This window comes from Wolbachia endosymbiont (group B) of Protocalliphora azurea, from assembly GCF_947251865.1.
GTDB lineage: Bacteria > Pseudomonadota > Alphaproteobacteria > Rickettsiales > Anaplasmataceae > Wolbachia.
The window spans coordinates 460,506-483,981 of the sequence record NZ_OX366394.1 but is presented as its reverse complement, the minus strand read 5'-3'; the positions used below and the strand labels follow the sequence as shown (position 1 = coordinate 483,981).

The window sequence follows — 23,476 nt, the reverse complement described above, 5'->3', positions numbered from 1 at the left end:
ATAGTATAAATTGCAAGTAAAAAATTGGAATTATTTTATTTTTTTTGTTATTTGTCTTTCTCTTGCAATTGCAAATTGGCATATCTTTCACTATCTGCTGCAATCATCATTTGAGTCTACATCACTTACTTTCGCTTCAATATAATTTCCCACTAGCCTTTACTAAAAATATTCAATCAGAGTTTATAAATTAAAACTCACTCCTAGCTCAATTCCATGGAAAATTTTATGAAACCTTTGCAATTTGTAGCCAGCAAAAACACTTGTTCTTTCAGAAAGTGGAAGATTAATACCAGAACCTATTTGATAAGAAAAAAATTCATCATTGACTACAGCTTTGAAAGCCTCTCCAAGTAGAGCACTTATGTTTTCACCTATACTATCAGCTCTACCTACATTAGGTTTAGCCTTCATTGTACGCACTATAACAGCACCAACACCAGCAGTAATATAAGGAGTAATACCCGTATTTTCAAATTTATGATGATAATGAAGCTTTGCCATAAGCCCCACCACTGCTCCAAATTCTTCATCAAGAGTAGGTTTGATTAGAGAATTAATAATAGGTTTGATTACATAGCCAACTGAAATTTTAACGCTATCTGTATAGTGAAAACCAACGTCATAATTAACACCAAGTCGGCTATATGACAAAGAAGTATAAATTCTATCTTTAATCCAATCAACTCAAAAAGATGGTACTGAAAGAGAACAACAAACCAACAAGGTAAATAATTTTTTCATTTTTATCTAAGATCTCAGCATATGCATATATAAGCATAACCATCAAGAAAAAAATTGGAATTATTTTATTTTTTTAGTTACTTGCCTTTCTCTTGCAATTGCAAGACTTCCCTTTGGCACATCTTTCACTATAACGCTACCTGCTGCAATGACAGAGTCATCATGCACATTAAGCGGTGCAATTAATGAACTATTGGCACCAATAAAACAATTGCTTCCAATATTTGTTCTATGTTTCTTTTTCCCATCATAATTACAAATAACGGTACCTGCACCTATGTTACTCCCCTGCCCTACCTGAGTATTTCCTATATAACTTAAATGCTTTATCTTAGTATTTATACCTATATCACTTGCTTTTGTTTCAACAAAATTACCTATGATTGCACCATCACCTATTGTTGTATTTTCACATTTGGCAAATGGACCAACCCTAACACCAGATCCTATTTTTACTCCAGGACCAAAAAAAACGTATGGGTAAACAATCGAATCCATACCAATTTGCGTATCAAGAGAGAAGAAAACAGTTTCTGGAGCAACAAGCGTTACTCCAGAGTTAGTGAAAAACTTTCTTTTTTCTTCTTGAAAGTAAAACTCGGCCGTTGCAAGGTCATTCCTATTATTTATGCCAGTTGCCTCCTCCTCATCAGCAATAACATAGCCGACATTTAAATTACTCTTTACTGCAATGGAAACGATATCGGTCAAGTAATATTCATGAGCTTGGTTATTACACTCTATTTTCTCCACCAATTCACGTAGATTCTTTTCACGTGCAACCATTATTCCGGCATTAGCAAAATCATTATTTCTACCATTTTGTGCTTCTACGATTTCTCTTAGGGAACCGTTCTCAATAATTAGTCTACCGTATCCTTTATTATTAGTTTTAAACCCAAGACAAACTAAAGCATTGCTCTCTCCTAAGCAGCTTATCATTTTAGTTATTGTGCTGCTTTTTATTAGTGGAGTATCCCCATACTGCACAACAACTATATCTGACAATTCTTTCAGGTTCCTCATTGCAATTTTGACTGCATCTCCCGTGCCGAGCGTTGACTCTTGTGTAATTAGTTTTATACCCTCAAAGCATTTCAGCCTTTGAGTTAAAGGCAAATCGACTACAATAACTATTTTTTCAGGATTCAGCTGCTTTGCATTGTAAATGACATGCTCAAGCATGGAGAAATTACCTATTTTGTGCAGAACCTTAGGCAAGCTTGAATTCATTCGTTCACTATGCCCAGCAGCAAGTACAACAAATGTATAAGATTTATTTGTCACTTATCTTAAAGACGAAAAATGAAAACCATAATGGTTGAGCCAACTAACTCTATTGTCGTAAAAGCTCCTTAGATCACTAATTTGATATTTCAGCATTGCTAGCCTTTCTATACCAATCCCAAATGCAAAGCCACTGTATTTAGTATGGTCTATTCCAACATTTTTAAAGACATTTGGATGCACCATACCACATCCAAGTACTTCAATCCATTTACTATCTTTATAGCTTATGTCCACTTCCGCAGAAGGTTCAGTAAAAGGGAAAAAACTATTACGAAAGCGTATTCTTAGACCCTTATCTCCGAAAAATTTACTAAGGAAGCAATGAATAGTAAATTTTAATTGGCCCATATTGACATTTTCATTAACATAAAGTCCTTCTATCTGATGAAACATAGGAGTGTGAGTTGCATCAAAGTCATTTCTGTATACCCTGCCTGCAGCCACTATTTTAATTGGAAAAGTTTTTGTCTTTTCCATGGTTCTAATCTGCACAGATGAGGTATGAGTGCGCAGCACCATTCTTTTATCATTTATTTTATTCCTTAAATAGAAGGTATCTTGCTCCTCTCGTGCAGGGTGGTGACTTGGAGTATTTAATGCATCAAATACGTGAAATTCATCTTCAATATCAGGACCATCAACTGCTTTAAAGCCCATATGCGCAAAAATGAGCTTCACTTCACTTATAACTTTACTGAGTGGATGAATCTTGCCAATTCTTTCTGGTCTGACAGGCAGTGTGATATCAACTGCTTCATTTTGCAGTTTTAACTTAACTTCTTTATCTTTCAGTTCATTTTCTTTGCTTGTTATAAGCTGGTCTATCTTATTGCGTAAAACATTAATCACTGCACCTAGGTCGCGTTTCTCTCCTGCATCATCTATATTCTTTAAGTCATCGAAATAAGCTTTTACTACACCCTTTCTCCCCAAGTATGACAACCTAACTTTTTCTAAATCCTTCAAAGAAGCAGCATTTTCAATCTCAGAAACTGCCTTATCTTCAAGTAAAGGTATTTCACTTATTAGCTCTTTATTCACCTTAAAAACGCTAGCTTAAACTTTCATTATAGTGCAATCTTTAATATCATCAATAAAACTATTTGGATAAAAAGTTGTCATGCGAGTACTCTCCCTTCTTGTCATCCAAGTAGCTGACACTGGGATCCATAACAGGTAATAAGAAGCACTGAAATGACATCTCTATAGGACTCCTAACTAATCCAAAATATTAAGAAATTTACCAAGCAAAAAAAAGGCAAAAGAATCCCCCAGTAGTGAGTTTTGACCCTATAATAATGTAAATTGGCATTGTAATAATGTGCTAACGCTTATTTAAAGCGCGTTTTGGCTGAATGTAGAAAAAATAAAAAAGACATGCAGCCGCTATAATTTTATGTAATTTGCCAATAAATATCTGAGTTTTTTACTGAATTTTGTTATTAAATCTGCAGAGATTAAAAACAAGGATAAATACTCTTATTGTCATGATAAGGAAACTGATGAGGTTTGTAAAGTAACTTCTTCTGCTCTTATTGAATCCAACGCGCCGCTGTTATGCAAGGGCGCTATAATTATTAATTTATTGACTAATTATGTTTTTTATTTCACTCTACATTAAAAAATTTACTCATGCATAGTAGTAACATAGAAACTAAGAAAAAATACGAAATTGAGGGTTTACCTAAGTTTTTTAAGGATAGATCTAAAGAAATAAGTAAAGCATTTTCTAATGAAGTGCTGGAGATTAGCACCATTCGCTCAAAAAATATTACAAGTGATACGCAAGAGTTTTCATTTAAGCTCAAGCTACTGACAGAGGTAAACCCTAATACAATATTACCTCAAATAAAACATTTGATTGACTTTTTTGAAACCAGCCTTTCTCAGGAGAAAAACTTCACAGCCAATATAAAAGTAGCAAAAGAAAGTGAAGAATTATATAATAACTACCATAAAGCTAATAAAACTGTAGAAGAATTCATAAATAATGCTCCAATTCAAATCCTCATGCAGGGCATAACGATAACGCTACAAACAAACGTTAAAAACATCAACCTCAATAGCTTGCAACAAATCGAGATATTCTTGAATAAGCAGCTAAAACATGTAGAAAAAGCCAAAAGTGAGGAGCAAAGTCAAGATACATTACAAATAGAAGAAACTGAAAATAAAAACGAAAATGTGATTGAAAAAAGAAACACGCAAGATAAACAAATTGTGCAAGGTTCGTTTGGCTACAATATAGCAAGTAACAGAAAGCAAATTACACGTGCACCAGTAATTGTTGCTACAATGCATGAAAATATTTCCTGGTTTAGGTCTCTTTTTCAGCCATTCAATTTTTTTAATACGGCACAATTCTTTTTCCCACAACTGCCCAAATTTTCTATACAGAGTAACAATATGCCACCTGGTGTTATTCCAGCACTTGACCAAGAAGAGAAAGAACCAGTGTCAGCCACTCGGATAACAGAGGGTAGTATAGGAAATTTAGTCCCTCAAGAAACAGAGCGGGATATAGGTCAAACCAGGTCGCACACAGATTATTTTAAAACTAACAGAAAAAAGAAGTCAAAAAAGCAAGCTCAAGAACTATCAGAAGAAGAAAAACAATCTATCGTAAAACAAGCTCAAAATGATGCTAGAGTAGCTATGATAGATAACCAGATTGAGCGTAGAGAAAAAAAACTCGATGAAATATTTATTGAAGTGATGAATGGATATAAAAATCAAGACCCAGAGACATTTCACAATATTTTCAACTTAATATTTAATATTGTTTACTTTCAAGATAAACAATTACATGAAGTATTAGAATCAGATGAGATATCAGAAGTGCTAGAGGTACTCAAAAGGCCACAACCTCCTAATAACTCACTTCTAGGTAAAGAATACTTACAAAAGCAAGTATATAGAAAAACAGTGCAATTGCTCAAATTAGTTTCGGGCATTCCTATACAATCTTCTCCACAGCCTCGAAATATTTCTCATGAAATTTTGCCAAGCAAAGCTGTAGAACATTTACCAAAAACAAATGAAGCTAAAACTCGATTGCCTACTAATATTGGGCTCAAATCACCATTAAAAACTGTATTTTCCTCGAAAGAGACTTATCTTTGTCTATTTTTAGTAGCAGCTTCTATATCAGCACTCTGGCTATGGCACTTGCCGCTGGGAAAAGTGTCAATTTTAAAGGAATTGGTGCCAACAGAAAAAAGGAAAAGTATCGGTCTAACATTAAACATAGGGTTACCGATATTAATTACACTGTGCGTTTTGAACCTGGCTTACTTTCTATATTCTGAATATTCTGTAGAATCTATTGAGCAGATAAGTGAAAAAGATCTTCCTTTGCACATCTAACAAATAAGATCTTTTGTGATATAATTATTTATTTTATTGCATGTTTAAAGGAATTATCCAAGATATTGGCACTATAACTGATATCACTATCCACCCTAACTCTGATCAAATCTTCCATATTGAGACACAAAATTTATCCTCTATAAACAAAGGAGATTCAATATCCTGCTCCGGAGTGTGTTTAACTGTTGTCGACATAATGAGCAATGTATTCACAGTTCAAGTATCTCAAGAAACTATGAAGGTTTCTAACTTAAATATGTGGAAAATAGGAAAAAAAATAAACCTAGAACAAGCAATGAAACTGAGTGACAGAATTGACGGCCACTTGGTTCAGGGTCATGTGGATGACACAACAGAAATTTTAACAATCAATCAAAATTTAGAATCTCATGAAATCAGACTATCATGCCCACAAGAATTAATTAAATTTATTACAAAAAAAGGTTCTGTAACGCTAGATGGAGTTTCCCTTACAGTAAATTCAGTTGTCGATCAAGAATTCACTGTGAATATAATTCCCTATACATGGAAAAACACAACTTTTCAGCATAATAAAACAGGTAATTACCTAAATTTAGAAGTTGATATGATTGCCCGGTACTTAGACCAGCTGATAAAATATCAATACAATTAATTTTACAACTTTGTTATTTACAACTATTATATCTTGAAAATCATATAGATACAAAATATGTTTTTCGATAGCCTAATTATCTTTATTATTGTCTTGTGTGTAATAATATCGATAACTAGAGGTTTTATAAAAGAGCTATGTGCATTAATGTTCTTGCTCTTATCAGTCTTTTTGACAGCTAGTTACTATGATTTTTTTATTATAAATTATAGTAAGTATTTTAACTCTAAAGTTACACAAAACATACTTTCTACAATCTCTGTATTTATTATACTTAATCTTACATTCATGACAATGAATAACTGGCTAATGTACATATTATCACCTATAAGGTTGGGATTAATGGATAGAGTTACTGGAATCTTTGTCGGAGCACTCAGAGGAATATTGCTTTCTTATGTACTATTTTTTGCTGTGCACTTATATTGCCACACAGTATATGATAAAAAAGAGGGAGAGTCTAAAATAGACGCAGAAGACATATTGCCCAATTGGATAATAAATTCACACTCTTATCAGGCTTTATTTGTGACAACAGAAGAAGTAATTAACATGTATGTACCAGAGTCATTGATACTAAAAATAAAAGAGATTGGTGAGGAAATGGTTGATCAAGAAAAACCTCAAAACAATAAAGAAAAGTGAGTGTTGATTTTCTATAGCTAAACTAGCCTAGACAGCTATTATCCACAGCAGTGCGCCATAGGTTACCAATTCCTATTACTAATCAAACAAAACTGCAAACATTGACGAATAAGTAAATCATCAAAAAAATTTAAATGTATAATTTTAGTTCATCAATGTAATAAAACAAAACTTTTTTAGTGAGTTCAAAATCTTCTAAGGTATTTCCTTCACATCTTGCTGTTATGCAGTTTTGCGTATTTGATACTCTAAGAAGCCACCAACCTTTATCATCAGTTACCTTAATTCCATCAAGCTCTGAAAATACAATGTTTTGCTGCTTTAGTGTCTCCTTGATTGATTCAATTATTTGAAATTTTTTCTCATCCTTCACCACAATTTTCACTTCATGAGTGATATATAACTTTGGTAAATCTTCAATCGCCTCAGATAGGCTTTGGTTTTTCTTAAGTAAAATGTCAATGGCTTTAATAGCAGAATATAGTCCATCATCAAAACCCAGCTCAGAAAAGAAAAAATGCCCACTCAGTTCACCGGCAAACTTGGCCCCTTCTTCTACCATCTTTTTCTTAACTAGTGAGTGTCCAGTGGCACAGGTAATTATTTGTCCTCCTAATTTGCTAACGAAATCATGCACTTTCATACTCATTTTTACGTTGGCAATAACTTTGCTTTTTGGGTATTCCGCCAATACTTCACGTGAAAAAATCATAAACAAGTGATCATTGGAAACAACATTACCTTTATTATCAATCAAGCGTACCCTATCACCATCACCATCAAGTGCAATACCAAGATCACATTTATCTTTCTTGACAATACTGATTAACTGAGCAAGATTTTTTTCTTCTATGGGATCTGGGTCATGCAGTGGAAACGTCCCATCTATAGAGTTATTGGTTATGATGTGTATATGACTTGGTAAAACTTTTTCAATATACCTTACAATTGTTGGACTATTGCCAAAATCCCAAGCTATTTTTAGTTTTTGTGTAGCGTTATTCTTGAGCGCATTTTTTAATATGTTAACGTACTCACTATATATATTCGTGTTAATTAAGCTTCCAATTTTCGTGCTGTTTTTAATTGTATTGCCTATAATTTCCTTCATTTCTTGATCTGAGTAAACTTTTTTACTACTGAAAAATTTAAAGCCGTTATATTCTCTGGGATTATGAGAAGCAGTGATCATAATCCCAAGATCTGCCTGCATTGTTGCAGCGTAGAGCATAGGTGAAGAACAGAGCCCAACGCGTATAACATTCGCACCGGATAAAATCAAGCCTCTGATTAATTCTTTTTCTATGCTTGGTGAATCTATCCTGCTGTCATAGCCTACACAAACGTTAGCTGCAGTTTGACCGAATTTTCTACCTATTTCATACCCATCACTGATTTGCAGGTCTCTGCCTACCACACCTCTAATATCGTATTTTCTTATAATAGTATTGTCCATACTGCACTTCTTGGAGTGGTTAATATATAACATTCCCGCCAAATACTCAAGTTTATTTAACTATAAGATTAGTTGATTTTTTAAGAAAATATGCTAATATTATAATATAGTTCTCTAAAAATAGAAATTATGCTAAAAGAAAACTTATTTATAGCTGAAAATCAAGGTTTAGATGTAGATGAGCAAAAGAAAAATGATATTTTAAGTTTCATTAAATCTTGCAAAAATTTTCAGGATTTTATCAGAAAACTAGAAGAAGAAAATTTAATCTGGTACTTTATTGGTCCTTTACACAAAGATGAGAACATTAAAGAACAGGTAAGTTCAAAGTGGAAAGAGGAGTTTCAAAAGTTTGAGCAATCAATAAATGCAACACATAAAAAATTCGCAGAATCTCTACCAAGTGAAAATTTCTTAGTATATACAACACAAGATAATGAATTTAAAATTAGATTTGAAAATAAAGAAAAACCAATAGAGATTAGCACCCTTTTAAGAGCCAGTGACGAAGGCAAGGTTTATAACCTATCTTTAGGGAAAGATAGTCAAATAACTGCAACCAAAAAAGGCAGCGAAAGGCACTATGATTTTACTGGTTCAAGCTCATGTGAGATGACCATTAACTGGCAAGCTAAGGATTCTAAAGGCAATAGCATAGATTGTAGCATGACTGTAGAAGTAAATTCTAAGGGCATAAAAAGAGTGATTGATGAACCAAAATTTGGAGAAATAACCGACCCAGAAGAGGTATTAAAATTAGTTGAGCAGAATAAAGAAGTTTTTATCAATGGCAAAACTTTATATCAAGCTTTTACTGACATGGGCAAAAGTGTGAACGATCAGCAAACACCAGCAGAGGAAACATTTACAAAAAATTCACCACAGTCACCTATATTAAGTAGTAGTGGATATTCCTCTCCTGATTCGCGTAGAAGTTCTTTCTCTAGCATTAGTAAATCTAGTGACAAAGAAGAAGTGGATGAAATTATAGATGGAATTGAGAAGTTAAAAGAAGAAAAAGAAATGCTTGCTCAATATTTTGCAAAGCAGGCAAAGCAGCTTGAGGATCTAAAGTCAGAACGTAACTCCTTGAAAAAGGAAGTTAATGAACAACAGCAAGCAATATTTGAAAGAGATCAAAAAATCGAGGAACAAGATGCTTCTATTAAGTCACTTACAGAGAAACTCAAAAAATCAGAAGAGCTTAATCAAAAGATAGAAAAGGAAGGTGGTACAGGAATAAGAACACTAAATGAGGGAAAGCAAGATCTGGAAAAAGAATTCACAAGACTTAAAGATGAATTGAAAAGAAAGGAAAAAGAGTTAGCTAAAAAAGATCAAGACATTAAGCAATTAGAACGAAAGGTAATACCAAATTCCATTACTAATCGAACAAATAAGAAACATTACAAACTCGTTTAATAGTAGTGCTGGAAATACTGACAATAAAATTACACAGAACATCTGCAAGTAAGCCTATGGTATCGTAGACTCTGTTACGTAAAGTATTGTATTTGATATATTGCCACAACCTCTCAACAGGATTCAGTTCCGGTGAATAAGGAGGCAAGTATATAATGGTAATGTTTTCCTGAAATTTCAAACTTTTTGATCTATGCCAACTTGCACAATCCATTACAAGAAAGGCTTTTTTCGTGCCTAAATCTTTCGACATCTGCTCCAGAAATATATTCATACAATCAGTGTTTACATATGGAGCAAGTAGGCTGATTTTCTTACCACTTCTTGGATTTACCGCACTGTAGATATAGAAATTTTGTCTACCAATTTTCATTTTAACCTGCGTTCTGACCCCTTTTTTAAACCATCCGTGTCCGATTTTTGAATGAGTTCCAAATCGTGATTCATCAAAAAAACACCTCTTTTTCAGGGTGGGAATTGACTATTTTATTGAAGTATTTTTTAAACTCTTCTTGCTTGTTTTTATCTTGTTTATGGTGCATTGGCCTCGGTGTTATATAAGAAAATTTCATCCTTTGTATCTCACGGTGCACTGTTGATTTGCTAATGTTTAGGCCAAATTCCTCTGAGATTTTTATCTGCACTTCCTTAATAGTAATATTTGGATTTCTTTCTACCCATATTTCAATTTGCTCACGTTGATTTTTCTTTAATTTGCTTTTTCTTCGCCGCTGAGACGGGGCAAATAATCTTTCTACTCTACCAAATTTTAGATGCTTTATCCATTCAGTCAAAGCAGTCCTTGAAATTTTACATATTCTTGCCACAGCGCTTATACTACTTTCTTTTCCTGCTATCACCGCTTGTAACTTTTTTGAAACATATGCGTTATTTCTGACCTTTTTTAACATTTCTTTCGCCAAATTTACAACTTTTTCGTCTAATAGTTTTGACCTTAATGCCATTTATACCTCTCTATTTTATCTACTTTATTATCACTTCTTTCCCATTATTGTCTATCTGTTCTTTGCATAGTGGGAATTGGTATAAGCACACTAGAACAAAGTCAAAAAGATAAAAATGCTAGAATAACAGATTTAATTAATCAATTGAAAGATAAAGAAAGCGAGATTCAGTCAACAAATAGAATAAATGAGGAACTACAGGAAAAATTTAAGCAAAGTGAAGCTAAGTTAAGTGCACTAGAAAAAAAGAATGCAAATTTGGAAAATAATCTAAAGAAAATATTGGTAGAAGGTTCACAAGATAATCATGAAAAGCAGTTGGCAGAACAGTTGATGGAAGCAAAAAATGAAAACGAAAAATTGACTGATACAGCAAATCAATTAGCTAGAGAATTAAATCAACTGCAAAAAGAAAAGGGGAATTTAGAAAGGGAAATTTGGCAACGTGAACCCGGAAGATCACTTGCGGATGAGTTCAGTGAAGTAAATGCGAAAGTAGCTACTTCAACTCAAACTGAAGCTAAATATGAAAGTAGAGGAATCCAGGCAAGTAATCACGAAACTACAGTTCCTAAAACACAAGACCAAGGTACACAAGCTGCGGATAAATCTTCAAGCAAAAGAATTAGTAAATTAGGAAAGGAAAATAAAAGTTTGGCTAGGGACAAACTAATGATATCTGAACAATTAAAACAAAAAACAAAAGAGATTGATGAGTTAAAGAAAAATTTAAAACAATTACAAGAAGAAAATACACAACTAAGACAAAAAGCTACTAAAGATAAAGGAGTTAATGCATCATCTTCAACAGATCAAAAAAAGACTAAAGAAATAGAAATTCAAACTGACGTGCAAATGAATGATTTTCATGATTTATATGATAAAGAACGCAAATATGTCAGAACAGAACTATCAGATCCAAGCGCAGTCTCTGCTCAGGCTTCAGAAAAATCTACTCCTTCAAAAGGATGAGTTTTGCTTCAACTATAGCTAATCCAAACGAGATATTATATTGCAATAATCACTAATTTTCTGTGCTTTCAAAAAAACACATCAAGCAAAATCATTTGAGAGTAAGTGGACATTGTTAGATGAATTAACCCTAACTTAAGAATCAGATATATACAATATTAGTATGTTTAATTAATAGTGAGGTTAAAAATGTCACCTAGTGAAAAAAACTCTTCAAATTTTGTTGAAACTAAGCAAGATGATCTTAAAATGATTCAAGATTCTTCATTAAATTCAGATATCATTCACGATCCCAAGAAGCTAAAAGACAGAATTATGGATCTGTTAAAAGGAGATACAGAATTCTCCAAAATGAAGAAAGGAGATCAGGCTCTTGTAGTAGGTACAGCAAGTGGATTATTTGCAGCAGTGTTACCATTTTTGGCAGTTGGTGCAACACTTGCTATACCAAGTGCTATAGTTGGTCTTACTCTATTTTTCGCTGCGAAAGTTGCTGTAAAAGCAGTTCAATCTGGATATAAAGGGCTCAAATGGTCAGCAGAAAAAACAGTTGAAGGAGCGAAGCATATTGGCGGAAAAATCAAAGATGGTGCTGTATATGCCAAGAATTCGGTAAAAGAAACTGCAAGTTCTGTAAAACAGGCAACACAAGAGAGAGCTAGCTCTACATTAAGAAAAATGGGGGATAACATTCAAAACCTTGGAAGGAAGATGAGTGATAGTGGTGCAAGCATGTCTAGTTTAGATGGCATCGCATATTCAATAGGTAATGAAGATCAAACTGTTATTTTGAAAACAAAAGAAAAAACGAGAAGTTTTAATAGTGTAAAGGAAATGTTTGTCAAGGAAGTTTTTGAAGACAAAGGTGTGAATAGCTCTGCTTTAACTAGGAAAATATTTTCTAAGCTGGGGGAAAAAATATTAGAGAAAGCTTATTCTGTTGATGGTCAACACAGTGCCAAAAAGGACCAGTTGATCAACCGATTGAAGCAGCAAATAGACTTTATCAATAAATTAGATGCTAAGAAGTTGCAACATTTGTTAGCTAAAGATAATAGCAGCCTATATGAAATTTTTTCTGAACATCATAATGAGATTAAGGAAGTTATTAGAGAATGCAAGGAAGAGCATACTCGTTTTAATACTTTAGAAAGGCTTAATAAGTTAGCAAAAAGGCATAAAGCAAGTTCTATGAATTCACTGGAAAATAGCTTATCAGGAAGTAGTTCAATGAATTCTTTAAGTAGTTACAGCACTACTAGCAGCGAAGCGGAGTTGTTAAACCCTAGTGAGCACAAGGAAGTAAAAGCACCTACTTCATTCTTTGGTAGGATGTTCTCGTCAAAAGGTAGCAAAAAGCCAGAGGAAGTTACTTATATAAGATATCAAGATTCTGAGTTGGATCAGATACAATCTGCGGAGATAGGAAATAGCCGTTTTTATGTTGCTCCGGAGAAACCGCCAAGAAGCAATTCAATGGGTTCTATAAGCACTGACAGTACTGCTACAACTTCTAGCTTTGCCAGTTACCGTCGTAATTCTGATAGTGGGTTCAATTCACCAAGTTCTTCTCCGGAACATGGTATGTTCACTGAGAAAAATGGCAAGTTAAAAACCCAAGCTGACTTAAGAAAGACAGGTTCTTTGGACAAATTGGTGGGACCTTCTTCAACAGTAACTGCTGAAGTCGATGTAGAGCATCAAGCTCCAAAAATGAAGATATAGAGAGTAAACAAAACTATCTATCTTCTTAAAAAAGATGTTACTCAGTGAGTAACATCTTTTTTTCATTTTATCAAAAACATTCGCTTATTTAAGATCAGTTTTCTAGCACTGGGCCAATTTATGGAGTTTCTCTTGCCTTTTTCATAGGTTACGTAAGAAACTTAAAAAATAAAAGTTTTTATTCAATAATTTGTGTATAAGGGATATTATTTTACTGCTAGTGAAATAAACCAGAATGAAGTCTATTTTATTGACAAGGCCTTTATTAGATTCGTTGAGCACAAGAAGCACGCTAAAAAAATATGGATACAAAGTTTTTATAGAGCCAGTATTCACAATAAAGTACTTAAATCCTGATATATCCGCGCACGAATTTGATGTTGTGATATCTACAAGTAAAAACAGTGTAAAGGCTTTCAGTCAAATATGTAAAGAGTATGGCTTTCCAATTATTACGGTTGGTAATTCAACCATGCAGGCTGCAAAAAATTTGGGATTTTCCGATATAATCTCAGCAGACAGCAACGTTGATGGTCTGATATCATGCATAAAATCTCATTATTCAAATACAATAAAGTTCTTATATATAAGGGGACAAGAAGTATCATGTGACCTAAAAAAAAGATTATCTGAAGAAGGTTTTAACGTAAGAGAAGTTGTACTCTATAAAACAATTACTAAAAGGAGTCTAACTAATAGGTGTAAAAATTTACTATTGGACGGTAAAATTGATAGCGTTGCTTTTTTTTCCTCACAAACTGCAAGGGTATTTTGTTCATTAGTTCTAAAAAGTGGGCTATCTCCTGTGATGAATAATACAGTTGCATATACCATGAGTAAAAACATTGCTGATAGTTTAAAGTTAATCAAGTGGAAAAAAATTATAACATCGAGGTTGCCCACAGGGGAGAGTTTAATTGATATAATTAATAAGGATTGTTGATGCTAAAGATTGCAACTTGGAATGTAAACTCCATACGTAAAAGAATTAACCAACTTTGTAGTTTTATAGTTGATAGTCAGATAGATATAGTTTTGCTGCAAGAGATAAAATGTACAGAAGAGCAATTTCCTTATGCAGAGATAGAAAAGTTAGGATATGAATATGCTGTCTATGGACAGGTTGCAAGAAATGGTGTTTGTGTTTTATCTAAATATCCAATACTGGAAAAATTAAAAATTGATATTGTAGAGAGTCATCAAGAAGCACGTTATATAGAGTGTGTGATAAAACACTCCAATAATAAGGTAAGGGTAGGAAGTGTATACGTTCCAAACGGTCAAAGCCCAGACTCTCATACTTTTGAGTATAAACTCAAGTTTTTTGATAACCTATATGAAAGGATGGGCACTTTGTTGAAAAATGAAGAGTTAACTATTATAGCTGGCGATTATAATGTTGCACTGGATGAAATTGATGTTTTTGATTCAAATTTATTAAATGGCCAAGTGTGCTTTCATATAAAAGAGCGTGAGAAATTAAGAGCGATCTTGAATCTTGGTTTTAAAGATGCATTTAGAATATCTCACCTCAACTTACAACAATTCACTTGGTGGCATTATCAAGGTAATTCACTCAGAAACAATCAAGGAATGCGAATAGATCATATGCTGCTATCGCCACAAGCTGCAGATAAATTGGAAACATGTTACATAGATGATAGGTTGCGTAAACTAGAAAACCCATCTGATCATACTCCTGTTGTATGTGTTATAAAACAATAAAAGACCTATTACACAATTCACCTTTGGCAAATAGGTCTTACTTGACTGCTGTCTTTTCTGTGCTTTTGGCTGGCTGATCTATAGTAATTTTTCCATCAAGCATAGTAAGCTGCTCACCCCCTTTATTTCCCACCTGAGGAGCTTGTTCCGGAGTAGGTTGTTTTTTACTCCCGTCAGCAATTGTTTCAAGAGAGCTTTCAATTGGGGTTTTTAAAATATCATCAATACCCTTGCGAATTTTTTCATTCAATTTTGCTCTCTTTTCTGTATCATCTTTATCTGGTGAGCTAGGGTCATATAAAGTACCTGGCCTATTATTTGAAAAAAGAACTTCAATTCCTCCCTTTACAGCAAATATTGTACCAATAACAGCAGCAACTATCGCAAGTGTAGTAGGACCAAAAATTAATATTGAAGCAATGGAAAAAAGAATAGGAAGAAAAACCTTACGTAAGCACTTTGTTACCATCTCTTGATCACTAAGTAGTGGTTCATCCTCTTCTTTTTTATCTCCACCTAAAAATGGTATTTTTTCTTTCACTCCATCCATAAAGGAGCCAGAAATATTTTTCGGGTCTATTTTTATTCCCAATGGGAACCCAACAAGTTTTATTAGTAAATCTTTAGCTTCTGTACCACGTACATCATCTAAGCATTCCTCTACTACTTGCTTTACTTTACTATCTTCCTCTCCAGCCAATTTTTTCTCTCTAACTTCTTTAAATATAGAAAGTAAAAACTGACAAAAATTCTCTTCACTGAGTGGTCTTATTTTTTCCGGATTGACATTAGTTAGTAGTATCTTCTTATAAGCTAATATAAAATAATCAGTTATTCCTTTGCTCTCCTTTAATTTGGCTTTAACTTCTAATACTTTTACAAAGTAATCGTAAATTTCCTTATGTTCCTTCTTGAAGAGCATCTCATTTTGCCCGGTCACCTGAGTAGATGACTCTAAAGGCTTATTTTTTGCTTTTGGAACTGTCATAACGATCTATTTGTACTAACCTATGCTATAATTATAGCATATTTTTCGCATTAATTCAAATTTCTTAGAACCTGTCTTGAAAGGGAAAAAAGAAAAGAATAAAGCAAGAAATAGAAAAGTAACAAATGATAAGGGAATGTAAAAAATTGCTTCCATATATTTTAAATCTGATTATAATTACAGTTAGAGATATTTTAAGAGCTCAAAATCTATCTTTGTCTGCAGACTTTTCAGTCAAATTTTTAATCAAAAAGCGTAGCGTATCTTCTTTAGTGCATGTAAATATGCTTAATCTCTGTTGTATGTGCGCTGCACTTTTTTCTAATCTTTTTTTTACACAGGGGGATTTTATGTCCAGAATTCCAGATATTTGACCCTTACTTTAGCTAAAAACCAATAGGCGCCTATTGTTTAACGCTAATTAAAATAAAAATTTTTCTAATATATAGAAAAATCACTGTTTACTGAAAACGGGGCAAGAAAGCTGCTAATGTCACAGAATTTTAGGTAAACGTTGTTTGCTTAACGTGCTCTCCTTACTTCAAGAACTCTTTAATATGACTACTATTATACTTGCGAAATTAACCACTCAAGGCATCCGTTCAGGGGTGTGGCAAAATAAGGTAAAAGTGAATTTACAACAATAAGGCAGTGCCCAGACACTGGAATCCAGCCTTTTGTAGTCTCATTGAAAGCGTTGCTTTTAATATCTATGATTAGGTTGCTTGTGAGCACCAGTGTCAAGCACTGGGATGACATTACTTTTGCTTCAATATTTACACATTAGCCATGCATCTGAACAGATACTACTTAAGTCCTTTCAAGACAGGTTCTTAGGGTATAATTAAGAAAAGCCCCAGTTGTCGCTAATTTTTATTTCTACTTCAAGTGGTATAGAAATTTCTACTGCATTTTCCATTATATCTTTCATAAGTTTTGCTGTTTCTTGCACTCTGCTCTCTTCCACTTCTACAAGTAATTCATCATGAACCTGGAGGATTATTTTACCTGACTTTAACTGATCAAAAAGCCGAATCATCGCGCGTTTTATTATATCAGCGGCAGTTCCCTGCAGTGGTGCATTTATTGCTGCCCTTTCTGCAAATTGTCTTAGATAAGGAATTTTATTGTTGATGTCTCTTACAAAACATCTTCTACCAAACAAAGTCTCTACATAACCATGATTTCTCGCGATAGATACTGCTTTTTCCATATAGACCTTTATTTCTGGGTAACAAGAAAAATAGTAATTAATGTATTCAGCAGCCTCTTGAAAGGTAATGCCAAGTCGCTTTGCAAGGCCAAATGGACTAATGCCATATATAATGCCAAAATTAATGGTTTTTGCTTTGCGTCTTAATTGCTCATCTATTTCTTGCACTCCAAAAACTTGTCTTGCAGTGATATCATGAATATCTTGCCTGTTTGCAAAAGCTTCTTTAAATGCGGTAACATTTGCAACGTGTGCCAGGAGTTTTAATTCTATTTGTGAATAGTCGGCAGAAATTATCTTGCAACCTTTTGGTGCAATAAATGCTTGTCTGATGAAATTTCCTTCTTCGCTCCTGATAGGAATATTCTGCAAGTTAGGGTTGCTCGAGCTCAGCCTTCCAGTTGCAGTCACAGTTGTTGAGAAACTTGTGTGTATTCTACCATCAATAGGATCAACTTGCTTTATTAGCGCATCAGTGTAGGTACCCTTTAATTTACTTAAATGTCGCCAATTTAAAATTTTACTTGCAATTTCTACTCCTTCTTCTTCAAGAGCCTCTAGAACTTCATAATTAGTGCTATACGACCCAGATTTTGACTTTTTCTTTTTACTTAGCTCCATTTTATTAAACAAAACATCACTTAATTGTTTTGGCGATGCAATGTTGAATTTTTCTCCTGCTAAATTATGTATATCGTTTTCAAGTACAGCAATTAGCTGCTCAAACTTATCAGACAATTCCTGTAGTTTTTGAATATTGAGCAGTATTCCATTTTGCTCCATATCAAATATTACTTTCATGAGAGGTCTATCAAAGCGCTCGTAAATCGTAAAAAGTTTTTCCTGAAATAATCTTTGTGTCAGTTTCTCATGGATCGCTATTAAAATTTTTGCCGAGAAAGTTTCTACATTTTTACTTAAATTGTGTGCAATTATGTTTGGAATGCTGTGATCATGCTTACCTGTGTCAAGGCTGTATGACATGATCATCAGGTCATCAATTGAGTCTAGCACTCTCTCTATTGTAGGAAATATTTCTCTGATCTTTCTAATATCATGTACTATTTTAAGCACCCCATTTGAAAATAAAGTTGAATTTATTATAGTAAGTGCATCTTGTAGGCAGCTTTGATCTATGTAGAAAATATTATCCTCACTACAAGATAAGGAGATTTTGTTCAATCTATTGTTTTCAAAGTGGCAATGAATTGCAATTTTACCTTCATATCTGCAATGCTCCAAAAATTTTTCTAATTCTTCACTACTATATTCTGTTTTCTCTTTTGTGCTAGATCCACTATAAGAAAAGAGCTTTTCTACTTTTCCTATCAATGAATTAAATTCATATTTCTTCAAAAAGGATAACAATTTTTCCATATTTGGAGGATGAACTTCATATTTTACAATATCATGTTGAAGATCTACTTTTTTGCATAGTGACAAAAGTTCTCTTGAAATTAGTGCTTTTTCCTTATGCTCAGTAAGAATATTACGAACTCTTGTTTGCTCAATGTTATTGATGTTTTCTATAATGTTATCCAACGAATCAAATTTATCCAGCAATTTAGCTGCAGTTTTTGGGCCTATTCCTGGAACACCTGGAATGTTATCAGATGCATCTCCAGTTAGAGAAAATAAATCAAGAAGCTTATTTGAATTTACACCAAATTTTTCTATCACTTGTTTTTCATCTACGTATATATTTTTGATAGGATCAAATATTAGAATGTTGTAATTCAAAAGTTGAAATAAGTCTTTATCTGATGAGACTACTACTACTTTAAAGTCTTCGTGGTTGGCATATTTTGCAGCTAGTGTTGCAATTATGTCATCTGCTTCATAGCCTTCAATCTCTTCATAGCTGAAGTTAAAAGCTTCTACCGCTTCTCTCAGTATTGTAAATTGTGGAATTAGATCCTCAGGAGGTGTTACTCTGTTTGCTTTATACTCAGAATATAAACTGTGCCTGAAATTTTTTTTGCCAGAATCAAGTGCTATAGTTAAGTAGTCCGAATGGGAAATATACTTCAGAACCATATTAAGAAAACCGTACACAGCACCTACTGGAATACCAGCTGTGGTAGTCAAATGATGCAAAACGTAATAAGCTCTGAAAAGAAAACCATAACCATCAATGATTGTGAAAGTTTTTTCTTTCATTGTAGATATTTATGTGTGCCTTTGATGGTCTGTTATTTAGCTGTAAAAATCAAGCTCTTGTTTCCTATAGCCAAAATAATCATAATGCTATAGTTACTATAAGAAAACATATTACGTAAGGGAATTAACTATTCTGCCACAATTTTGCTCTATCACACTTGCCATATTTAATATTCCAGCTTCATCGTAATAATTTCCAATTACTTGTAAAGCAAGTGGTAAGCCTTCATTGGAAAGTCCAACAGGAACAGAAATAGCAGGTAACCCTGCTAAGCTTGCCGGCACGGTAAACACATCATTGATGCACATAATTAGCGGGTCTGGCTTTTCATTTAAGCCAAAAGCCTCTGTTGGAGCAGATGGCACAAGTATGTAATCTATTTTTTCAAACGCTTTTATAAAATCATTTCTGATTAATGCCCTAATGCACTGTGCTTTTTCATAATACTCATTGTAATGACCTGAAGAAAGAGCATAAGAACCAATTAAAATTCTCCTTTTCACTTCTTTACCAAAACCTTCTGCTCTTGTTAGCGAATACATTTCTTCAAGGGTATCAGCATCAACCCTGAATCCGTAACGTACACCATCATAGCGAGCAAGGTTAGATGAAGTTTCAGCAGAACAAATTAGATAGTAAACCGGTATCGCATATTTAGTATGAGGCAGAGTAATGTCAACAACTTCAGCACCATTTTCTTTTAAATTGGAAGAAACTTTTTCCCAATGATGAACGATTTCTTCTGAAATTCCATCCATCTTATACTCTTTTGGTATACCAATGCGCTTACCCTTAATATCACCATTTATAAAACTGGAAAATTTAGGCACTGTCCTTTTGCTCGATGTTGAATCTTTTTCATCATAGCCACAAATTATTTCAAGCATTAATGCTGAATCAGAAACGGAACGAGTAATTACTCCTGCTTGATCGAGAGAACTTGCAAACGCAATCATACCAAAACGCGAACACCTTCCATAAGTTGGCTTTATTCCAACAACTCCACAATAAGCTGCTGGTTGGCGTACAGAACCACCAGTATCACTTCCTAGTGCTCCAGCACATAAAAACCCAGCAACTGATGCTGCAGATCCACCAGATGATCCACCAGGAACAACTTTTTCTCCGTCACTTTTTCTAATCCATACATTTTTAACAGGACCAAAATAGCTGTTTGTGTTCGCAGAACCCATAGCAAACTCATCCATGTTAAGTTTACCAAGCATGGCTGCTCCATTTTTTAAAAGCAAGTTAGATACCGTAGATTCATAAGTAGGGATGAAATTTTCCAGCATTTTTGAGCATGCTGTTGTTTTTATTCCTTTTGTACAGAATAAATCTTTAACACCAACTGGTATGCCCATAAGTGGTGAAATATTATCTTTTTGTTTCAAGAAGTATTCATCTGCTATTTTAGCAGCTTTTATCGCGATTTCTGGGGTTTTTGTTACAAATGCATTTAGTTGCTCATTTTCAACTGCATTAACATGCGTCTCTACAAGCTCAACAGCAGAAAAATCCCCCCGCCTTAGTCCATCATGCATCTCTGTAATAGTGAGCCTTCTCAATTCATTCATTAATATTCAATTTAGCAAGGTGTTAATTATAACAACAATAGGGCAGAAAATCTATATATTTATGATCGAAAACGGAAATACAACCGAGATCAATTCAGATTTCTGAAATGGATTGGTTAGTAGTACGTTTTAAATAGCCGGTTTGGCACACAATGCTAAGCCATAAGGGTTTAGCGTTTCTAAAATCAAATATCAACATCATGCACGTTAAGTGCATTGTTATTTATAAAGTCACGACGTGGTTCAACTATATCACCCATTAACACCGAAAATATACTATCTGCTTCTTCACAATCTTTTATTTCAACTTTTAACAGAGTTCTAGTTTCTGGATTGAGTGTAGTTTCCCAAAGCTGATCAGCATTCATTTCACCAAGGCCTTTAAATCTCTGCAGAGTTAAACCTTTTTTACCATAATCCATCACTATTTTTGCGAGTGCACTTGGAGACTTTATTTTTATTTCAGTTTCTTGCGACTGTAAAAATGAATCACCATTAAATAAGTCAATTATGTTATCAAGAGAACTCAATATATTCCGTATTTCTTTACTTTCAAGCATACTAAGCGAGAATACATATTTGTCTGCTAACCCTTGAAACAATTTAGCAATGTGAATTTCCTCATCTTTTACTTCTACTTCCCAATTATATTCACTATACATCAATTTTAAATATTTTAATATCTCATCAGCAGACAATAGAGCATTCTTTTTGCTTAAAATTAGCAATGATTCTAAGAGATCTTTTGGTATTTCCCTATCATAATTTTTGCTAATGTTTGAAATACTGAGGCACTTATTCAAAACGAAACGCAAATCTTTGCCTACACCATTTAATGTTAATCTTTTAATCGCTGAATTTACTATATACTCTTCAAAAGTTTCATCATCTTTGATATAAGTATCTTTAGCATTTTTTGTAACTTTATAGAGCGGTGGCTGCGCTATGTATAAATACCCTTTCTCAATTACTTCACGCATATGTCTAAAAAAGAAAGTTAGAATCAAAGTTCTTATATGCGAGCCATCAACGTCTGCGTCTGTCATAATGATAATTTTATGATACCTAGTTTTTTCAATATCGAAGTGCTCACTCCCTATTCCAGCCCCAATTGCCGTGATCAGAGAGCCAATTTCTGCAGATGAAAAAATACGATCCAGCCCTGCACGTTCTACGTTTAGAATTTTCCCTCTTAAAGCAAGTACCGCCTGTGTTTTACGATTACGTCCCTGCTTTGCAGTACCACCTGCGGAATTACCCTCTACTATAAACAATTCCGATAACTCAGGAACTTTTTCCTGACAATCGGCAAGCTTTCCCGGTAGAGTTGCAATATTAATATTGTTTTTATTTTTAACTAACTCTCGTGCTTTTCTTGCGGCTTCTCTTCCTTTTGCTGACCTAATCGCTCTTTCTACTATACTTGCTGCTAACTTGGGGTCAGTTTCAAGTATTGTACTCAACTTGTCAAAAACTATGCTCTCTACAACTGCCCGCGCTTCAGAACTGACCAATTTATCTTTTGTCTGTGAAGAAAATTTAGGATCAGGCATCTTGAGAGATAAAACACAAGTTAAGCCTTCTCTAACATCTTCTCCAGTCAAATTCACTTTTGCCTTCTTCAAAAAACCTTCATTGTTTGCATAGTTATTGATACATCTGGTTAGTGCAGATCTAAACCCTGCCAAATGCGTACCACCATCCCGTTGTCTTATATTATTTGTGAAGCATAGCATATTCTCATAGTAGGAATCATTCCACTCCATTGATATTTCTACACTGGTACCTAGATCTTTTACATTATCTCTAATGCTGGCAATTTTAGTAACATGTGTCTTATTCTTGTCTAAGTACCGTACAAAATTAGCTGTACCAAAATTATCTTCAGACTCTTTACTATCGTTAAAATGAGACTCTACATGTGGTTTATTACGGAGATCACGCAAAATTATCTCAATATTTGAGTTTAAAAATGCCAATTCTCTGATGCGACTCTCAAGAGTGGAGTAACTAAAATCAATACTACTAAAAGTCCCCGTTGATGGCATAAACGTTACTCTAGTTCCTCTTTTATTTGTGTTTTCATTAATTATCTTTAAAGATTCAATAGACTCACCATCTTCAAAGCGCATAAAATGTTCTTTTTTATTGCGCCAGATGGTTAATTCCAGCCAACTTGATAATGCATTCACAACTGAAATTCCAACACCATGTAATCCTCCGGAAACCTTATAGGTATTGCTGTCAAATTTACCTCCTGCATGCAATTGGGTCATTATTACTTCTGCTGCCGATATTCCTTCCTCTGGATGAATGTCTGTTGGAATGCCACGACCGTTGTCGGTTACAGAAACTGAACCATCTTCATTTATGCTAACTTCAATCTTACTACAATAACCAGCTAAAGACTCATCTATCGCATTATCAACAACCTCATACACCATATGGTGCAAGCCTGATCCATCATCAGTGTCACCAATATACATACCTGGACGCTTTCTTACAGCATCAAGACCTCTTAGGATTTTTATTGCGTCGGCGTTGTAGTTACTTTCCATGGAATTGCTTTATTTATAAATATTAATTAATA

16 protein-coding genes and 1 pseudogene are annotated in these 23,476 nt (G+C 33.9%); 8 read left to right on the top strand and 9 right to left on the bottom strand.

All coding sequences use genetic code 11. The features are described 5' to 3' along the window. Positions 1-183: 183 nt before the first annotated feature. From OPR35_RS02180 to pheS, 3 genes and pseudogenes are all read right to left on the bottom strand, one after another. Positions 184-744 (bottom strand): annotated as a pseudogene (locus OPR35_RS02180) (hypothetical protein). A gap of 60 nt (positions 745-804) precedes the next feature. Continuing rightward, positions 805-2,031 (bottom strand): NTP transferase domain-containing protein, encoded by a 1,227-nt coding sequence (locus OPR35_RS02175; protein WP_052264905.1) that lies wholly within the window; start codon positions 2,029-2,031, stop codon positions 805-807. Continuing rightward, entirely contained in the window at positions 2,032-3,075 is a 1,044-nt protein-coding gene (pheS, locus tag OPR35_RS02170; protein ID WP_007302505.1) for a phenylalanine--tRNA ligase subunit alpha, read from the bottom strand. A 591-nt stretch (positions 3,076-3,666) separates the two neighbouring features. On the opposite strand from pheS, the gene OPR35_RS02165 reads away from it, so the two are divergent. The 3 genes from OPR35_RS02165 to OPR35_RS02155 are packed head-to-tail and all read left to right on the top strand — an operon-like array spanning position 3,667 to position 6,682. After that, positions 3,667-5,400, top strand: coding sequence for a hypothetical protein (locus OPR35_RS02165; protein ID WP_007302504.1), 1,734 nt, complete (start codon positions 3,667-3,669; stop codon positions 5,398-5,400). Between the two features lie 40 nt (positions 5,401-5,440). Then, complete coding sequence (locus OPR35_RS02160) at positions 5,441-6,037, top strand: riboflavin synthase (protein WP_007302503.1); 597 nt, start codon at positions 5,441-5,443, stop codon at positions 6,035-6,037. Between the two features lie 57 nt (positions 6,038-6,094). Next, complete coding sequence (locus tag OPR35_RS02155; protein ID WP_007302502.1) at positions 6,095-6,682, top strand: CvpA family protein; 588 nt, start codon at positions 6,095-6,097, stop codon at positions 6,680-6,682. Positions 6,683-6,812: 130 nt separating this feature from the next. Here OPR35_RS02155 and OPR35_RS02150 read toward each other — a convergent pair whose 3' ends face one another. Then, complete coding sequence (locus OPR35_RS02150) at positions 6,813-8,138, bottom strand: phosphomannomutase/phosphoglucomutase (RefSeq protein WP_029237536.1); 1,326 nt, start codon at positions 8,136-8,138, stop codon at positions 6,813-6,815. Positions 8,139-8,267: 129 nt separating this feature from the next. Between OPR35_RS02150 and OPR35_RS02145 the strand changes: the two genes are divergently transcribed. Beyond that, positions 8,268-9,560, top strand: a complete 1,293-nt coding sequence (locus OPR35_RS02145) for a hypothetical protein (RefSeq protein WP_265024962.1) — start codon at positions 8,268-8,270, stop codon at positions 9,558-9,560. Here the strand turns inward: OPR35_RS02145 and OPR35_RS02140 are convergent. Further along, a protein-coding gene (locus OPR35_RS02140) for an IS630 family transposase (RefSeq protein ID WP_230608967.1) occupies positions 9,523-10,525 on the bottom strand; the annotation gives its coding sequence in 2 pieces (ribosomal slippage) (positions 9,523-10,014 and positions 10,016-10,525; 1,002 coding nt in all). The two genes, OPR35_RS02145 and OPR35_RS02140, sit on opposite strands and share 38 nt — an antisense overlap. Positions 10,526-10,594: 69 nt before the next feature. On the opposite strand from OPR35_RS02140, the gene OPR35_RS02135 reads away from it, so the two are divergent. From OPR35_RS02135 to OPR35_RS02120, 4 genes are all read left to right on the top strand, one after another. Next, positions 10,595-11,497, top strand: a complete 903-nt coding sequence (locus tag OPR35_RS02135) for a coiled-coil domain-containing protein (RefSeq protein ID WP_265024961.1) — start codon at positions 10,595-10,597, stop codon at positions 11,495-11,497. A 189-nt stretch (positions 11,498-11,686) separates the two neighbouring features. Next, positions 11,687-13,222, top strand: a complete 1,536-nt coding sequence (locus tag OPR35_RS02130; protein ID WP_019236901.1) for an actin-bundling T4SS effector WalE1 family protein — start codon at positions 11,687-11,689, stop codon at positions 13,220-13,222. Between the two features lie 235 nt (positions 13,223-13,457). Next, entirely contained in the window at positions 13,458-14,165 is a 708-nt protein-coding gene (locus tag OPR35_RS02125) for a uroporphyrinogen-III synthase (RefSeq protein ID WP_007302498.1), read from the top strand. Next, the gene (locus tag OPR35_RS02120) at positions 14,165-14,947 is read left to right on the top strand and encodes an exodeoxyribonuclease III (RefSeq protein WP_007302497.1); all 783 of its coding nucleotides are present in this window, start codon (positions 14,165-14,167) and stop codon (positions 14,945-14,947) included. The genes OPR35_RS02125 and OPR35_RS02120 overlap by 1 nt, the downstream gene beginning before the upstream one ends. A gap of 37 nt (positions 14,948-14,984) precedes the next feature. Here OPR35_RS02120 and OPR35_RS02115 read toward each other — a convergent pair whose 3' ends face one another. The 4 genes from OPR35_RS02115 to gyrB form a co-directional block, all read right to left on the bottom strand. Continuing rightward, the gene (locus tag OPR35_RS02115) at positions 14,985-15,935 is read right to left on the bottom strand and encodes a hypothetical protein (RefSeq protein WP_007302496.1); all 951 of its coding nucleotides are present in this window, start codon (positions 15,933-15,935) and stop codon (positions 14,985-14,987) included. Between the two features lie 844 nt (positions 15,936-16,779). Further along, positions 16,780-19,308 (bottom strand): DNA polymerase I, encoded by a 2,529-nt coding sequence (polA, locus tag OPR35_RS02110; protein ID WP_007302475.1) that lies wholly within the window; start codon positions 19,306-19,308, stop codon positions 16,780-16,782. A 111-nt stretch (positions 19,309-19,419) separates the two neighbouring features. Continuing rightward, entirely contained in the window at positions 19,420-20,886 is a 1,467-nt protein-coding gene (gatA, locus tag OPR35_RS02105) for an Asp-tRNA(Asn)/Glu-tRNA(Gln) amidotransferase subunit GatA (protein ID WP_052264705.1), read from the bottom strand. 185 nt (positions 20,887-21,071) lie between these two features. Beyond that, a complete protein-coding gene (gene gyrB, locus OPR35_RS02100; RefSeq protein ID WP_052264704.1) occupies positions 21,072-23,444 on the bottom strand; it encodes a DNA topoisomerase (ATP-hydrolyzing) subunit B in 2,373 nt (790 codons plus the stop codon). Positions 23,445-23,476 lie beyond the last annotated feature (32 nt).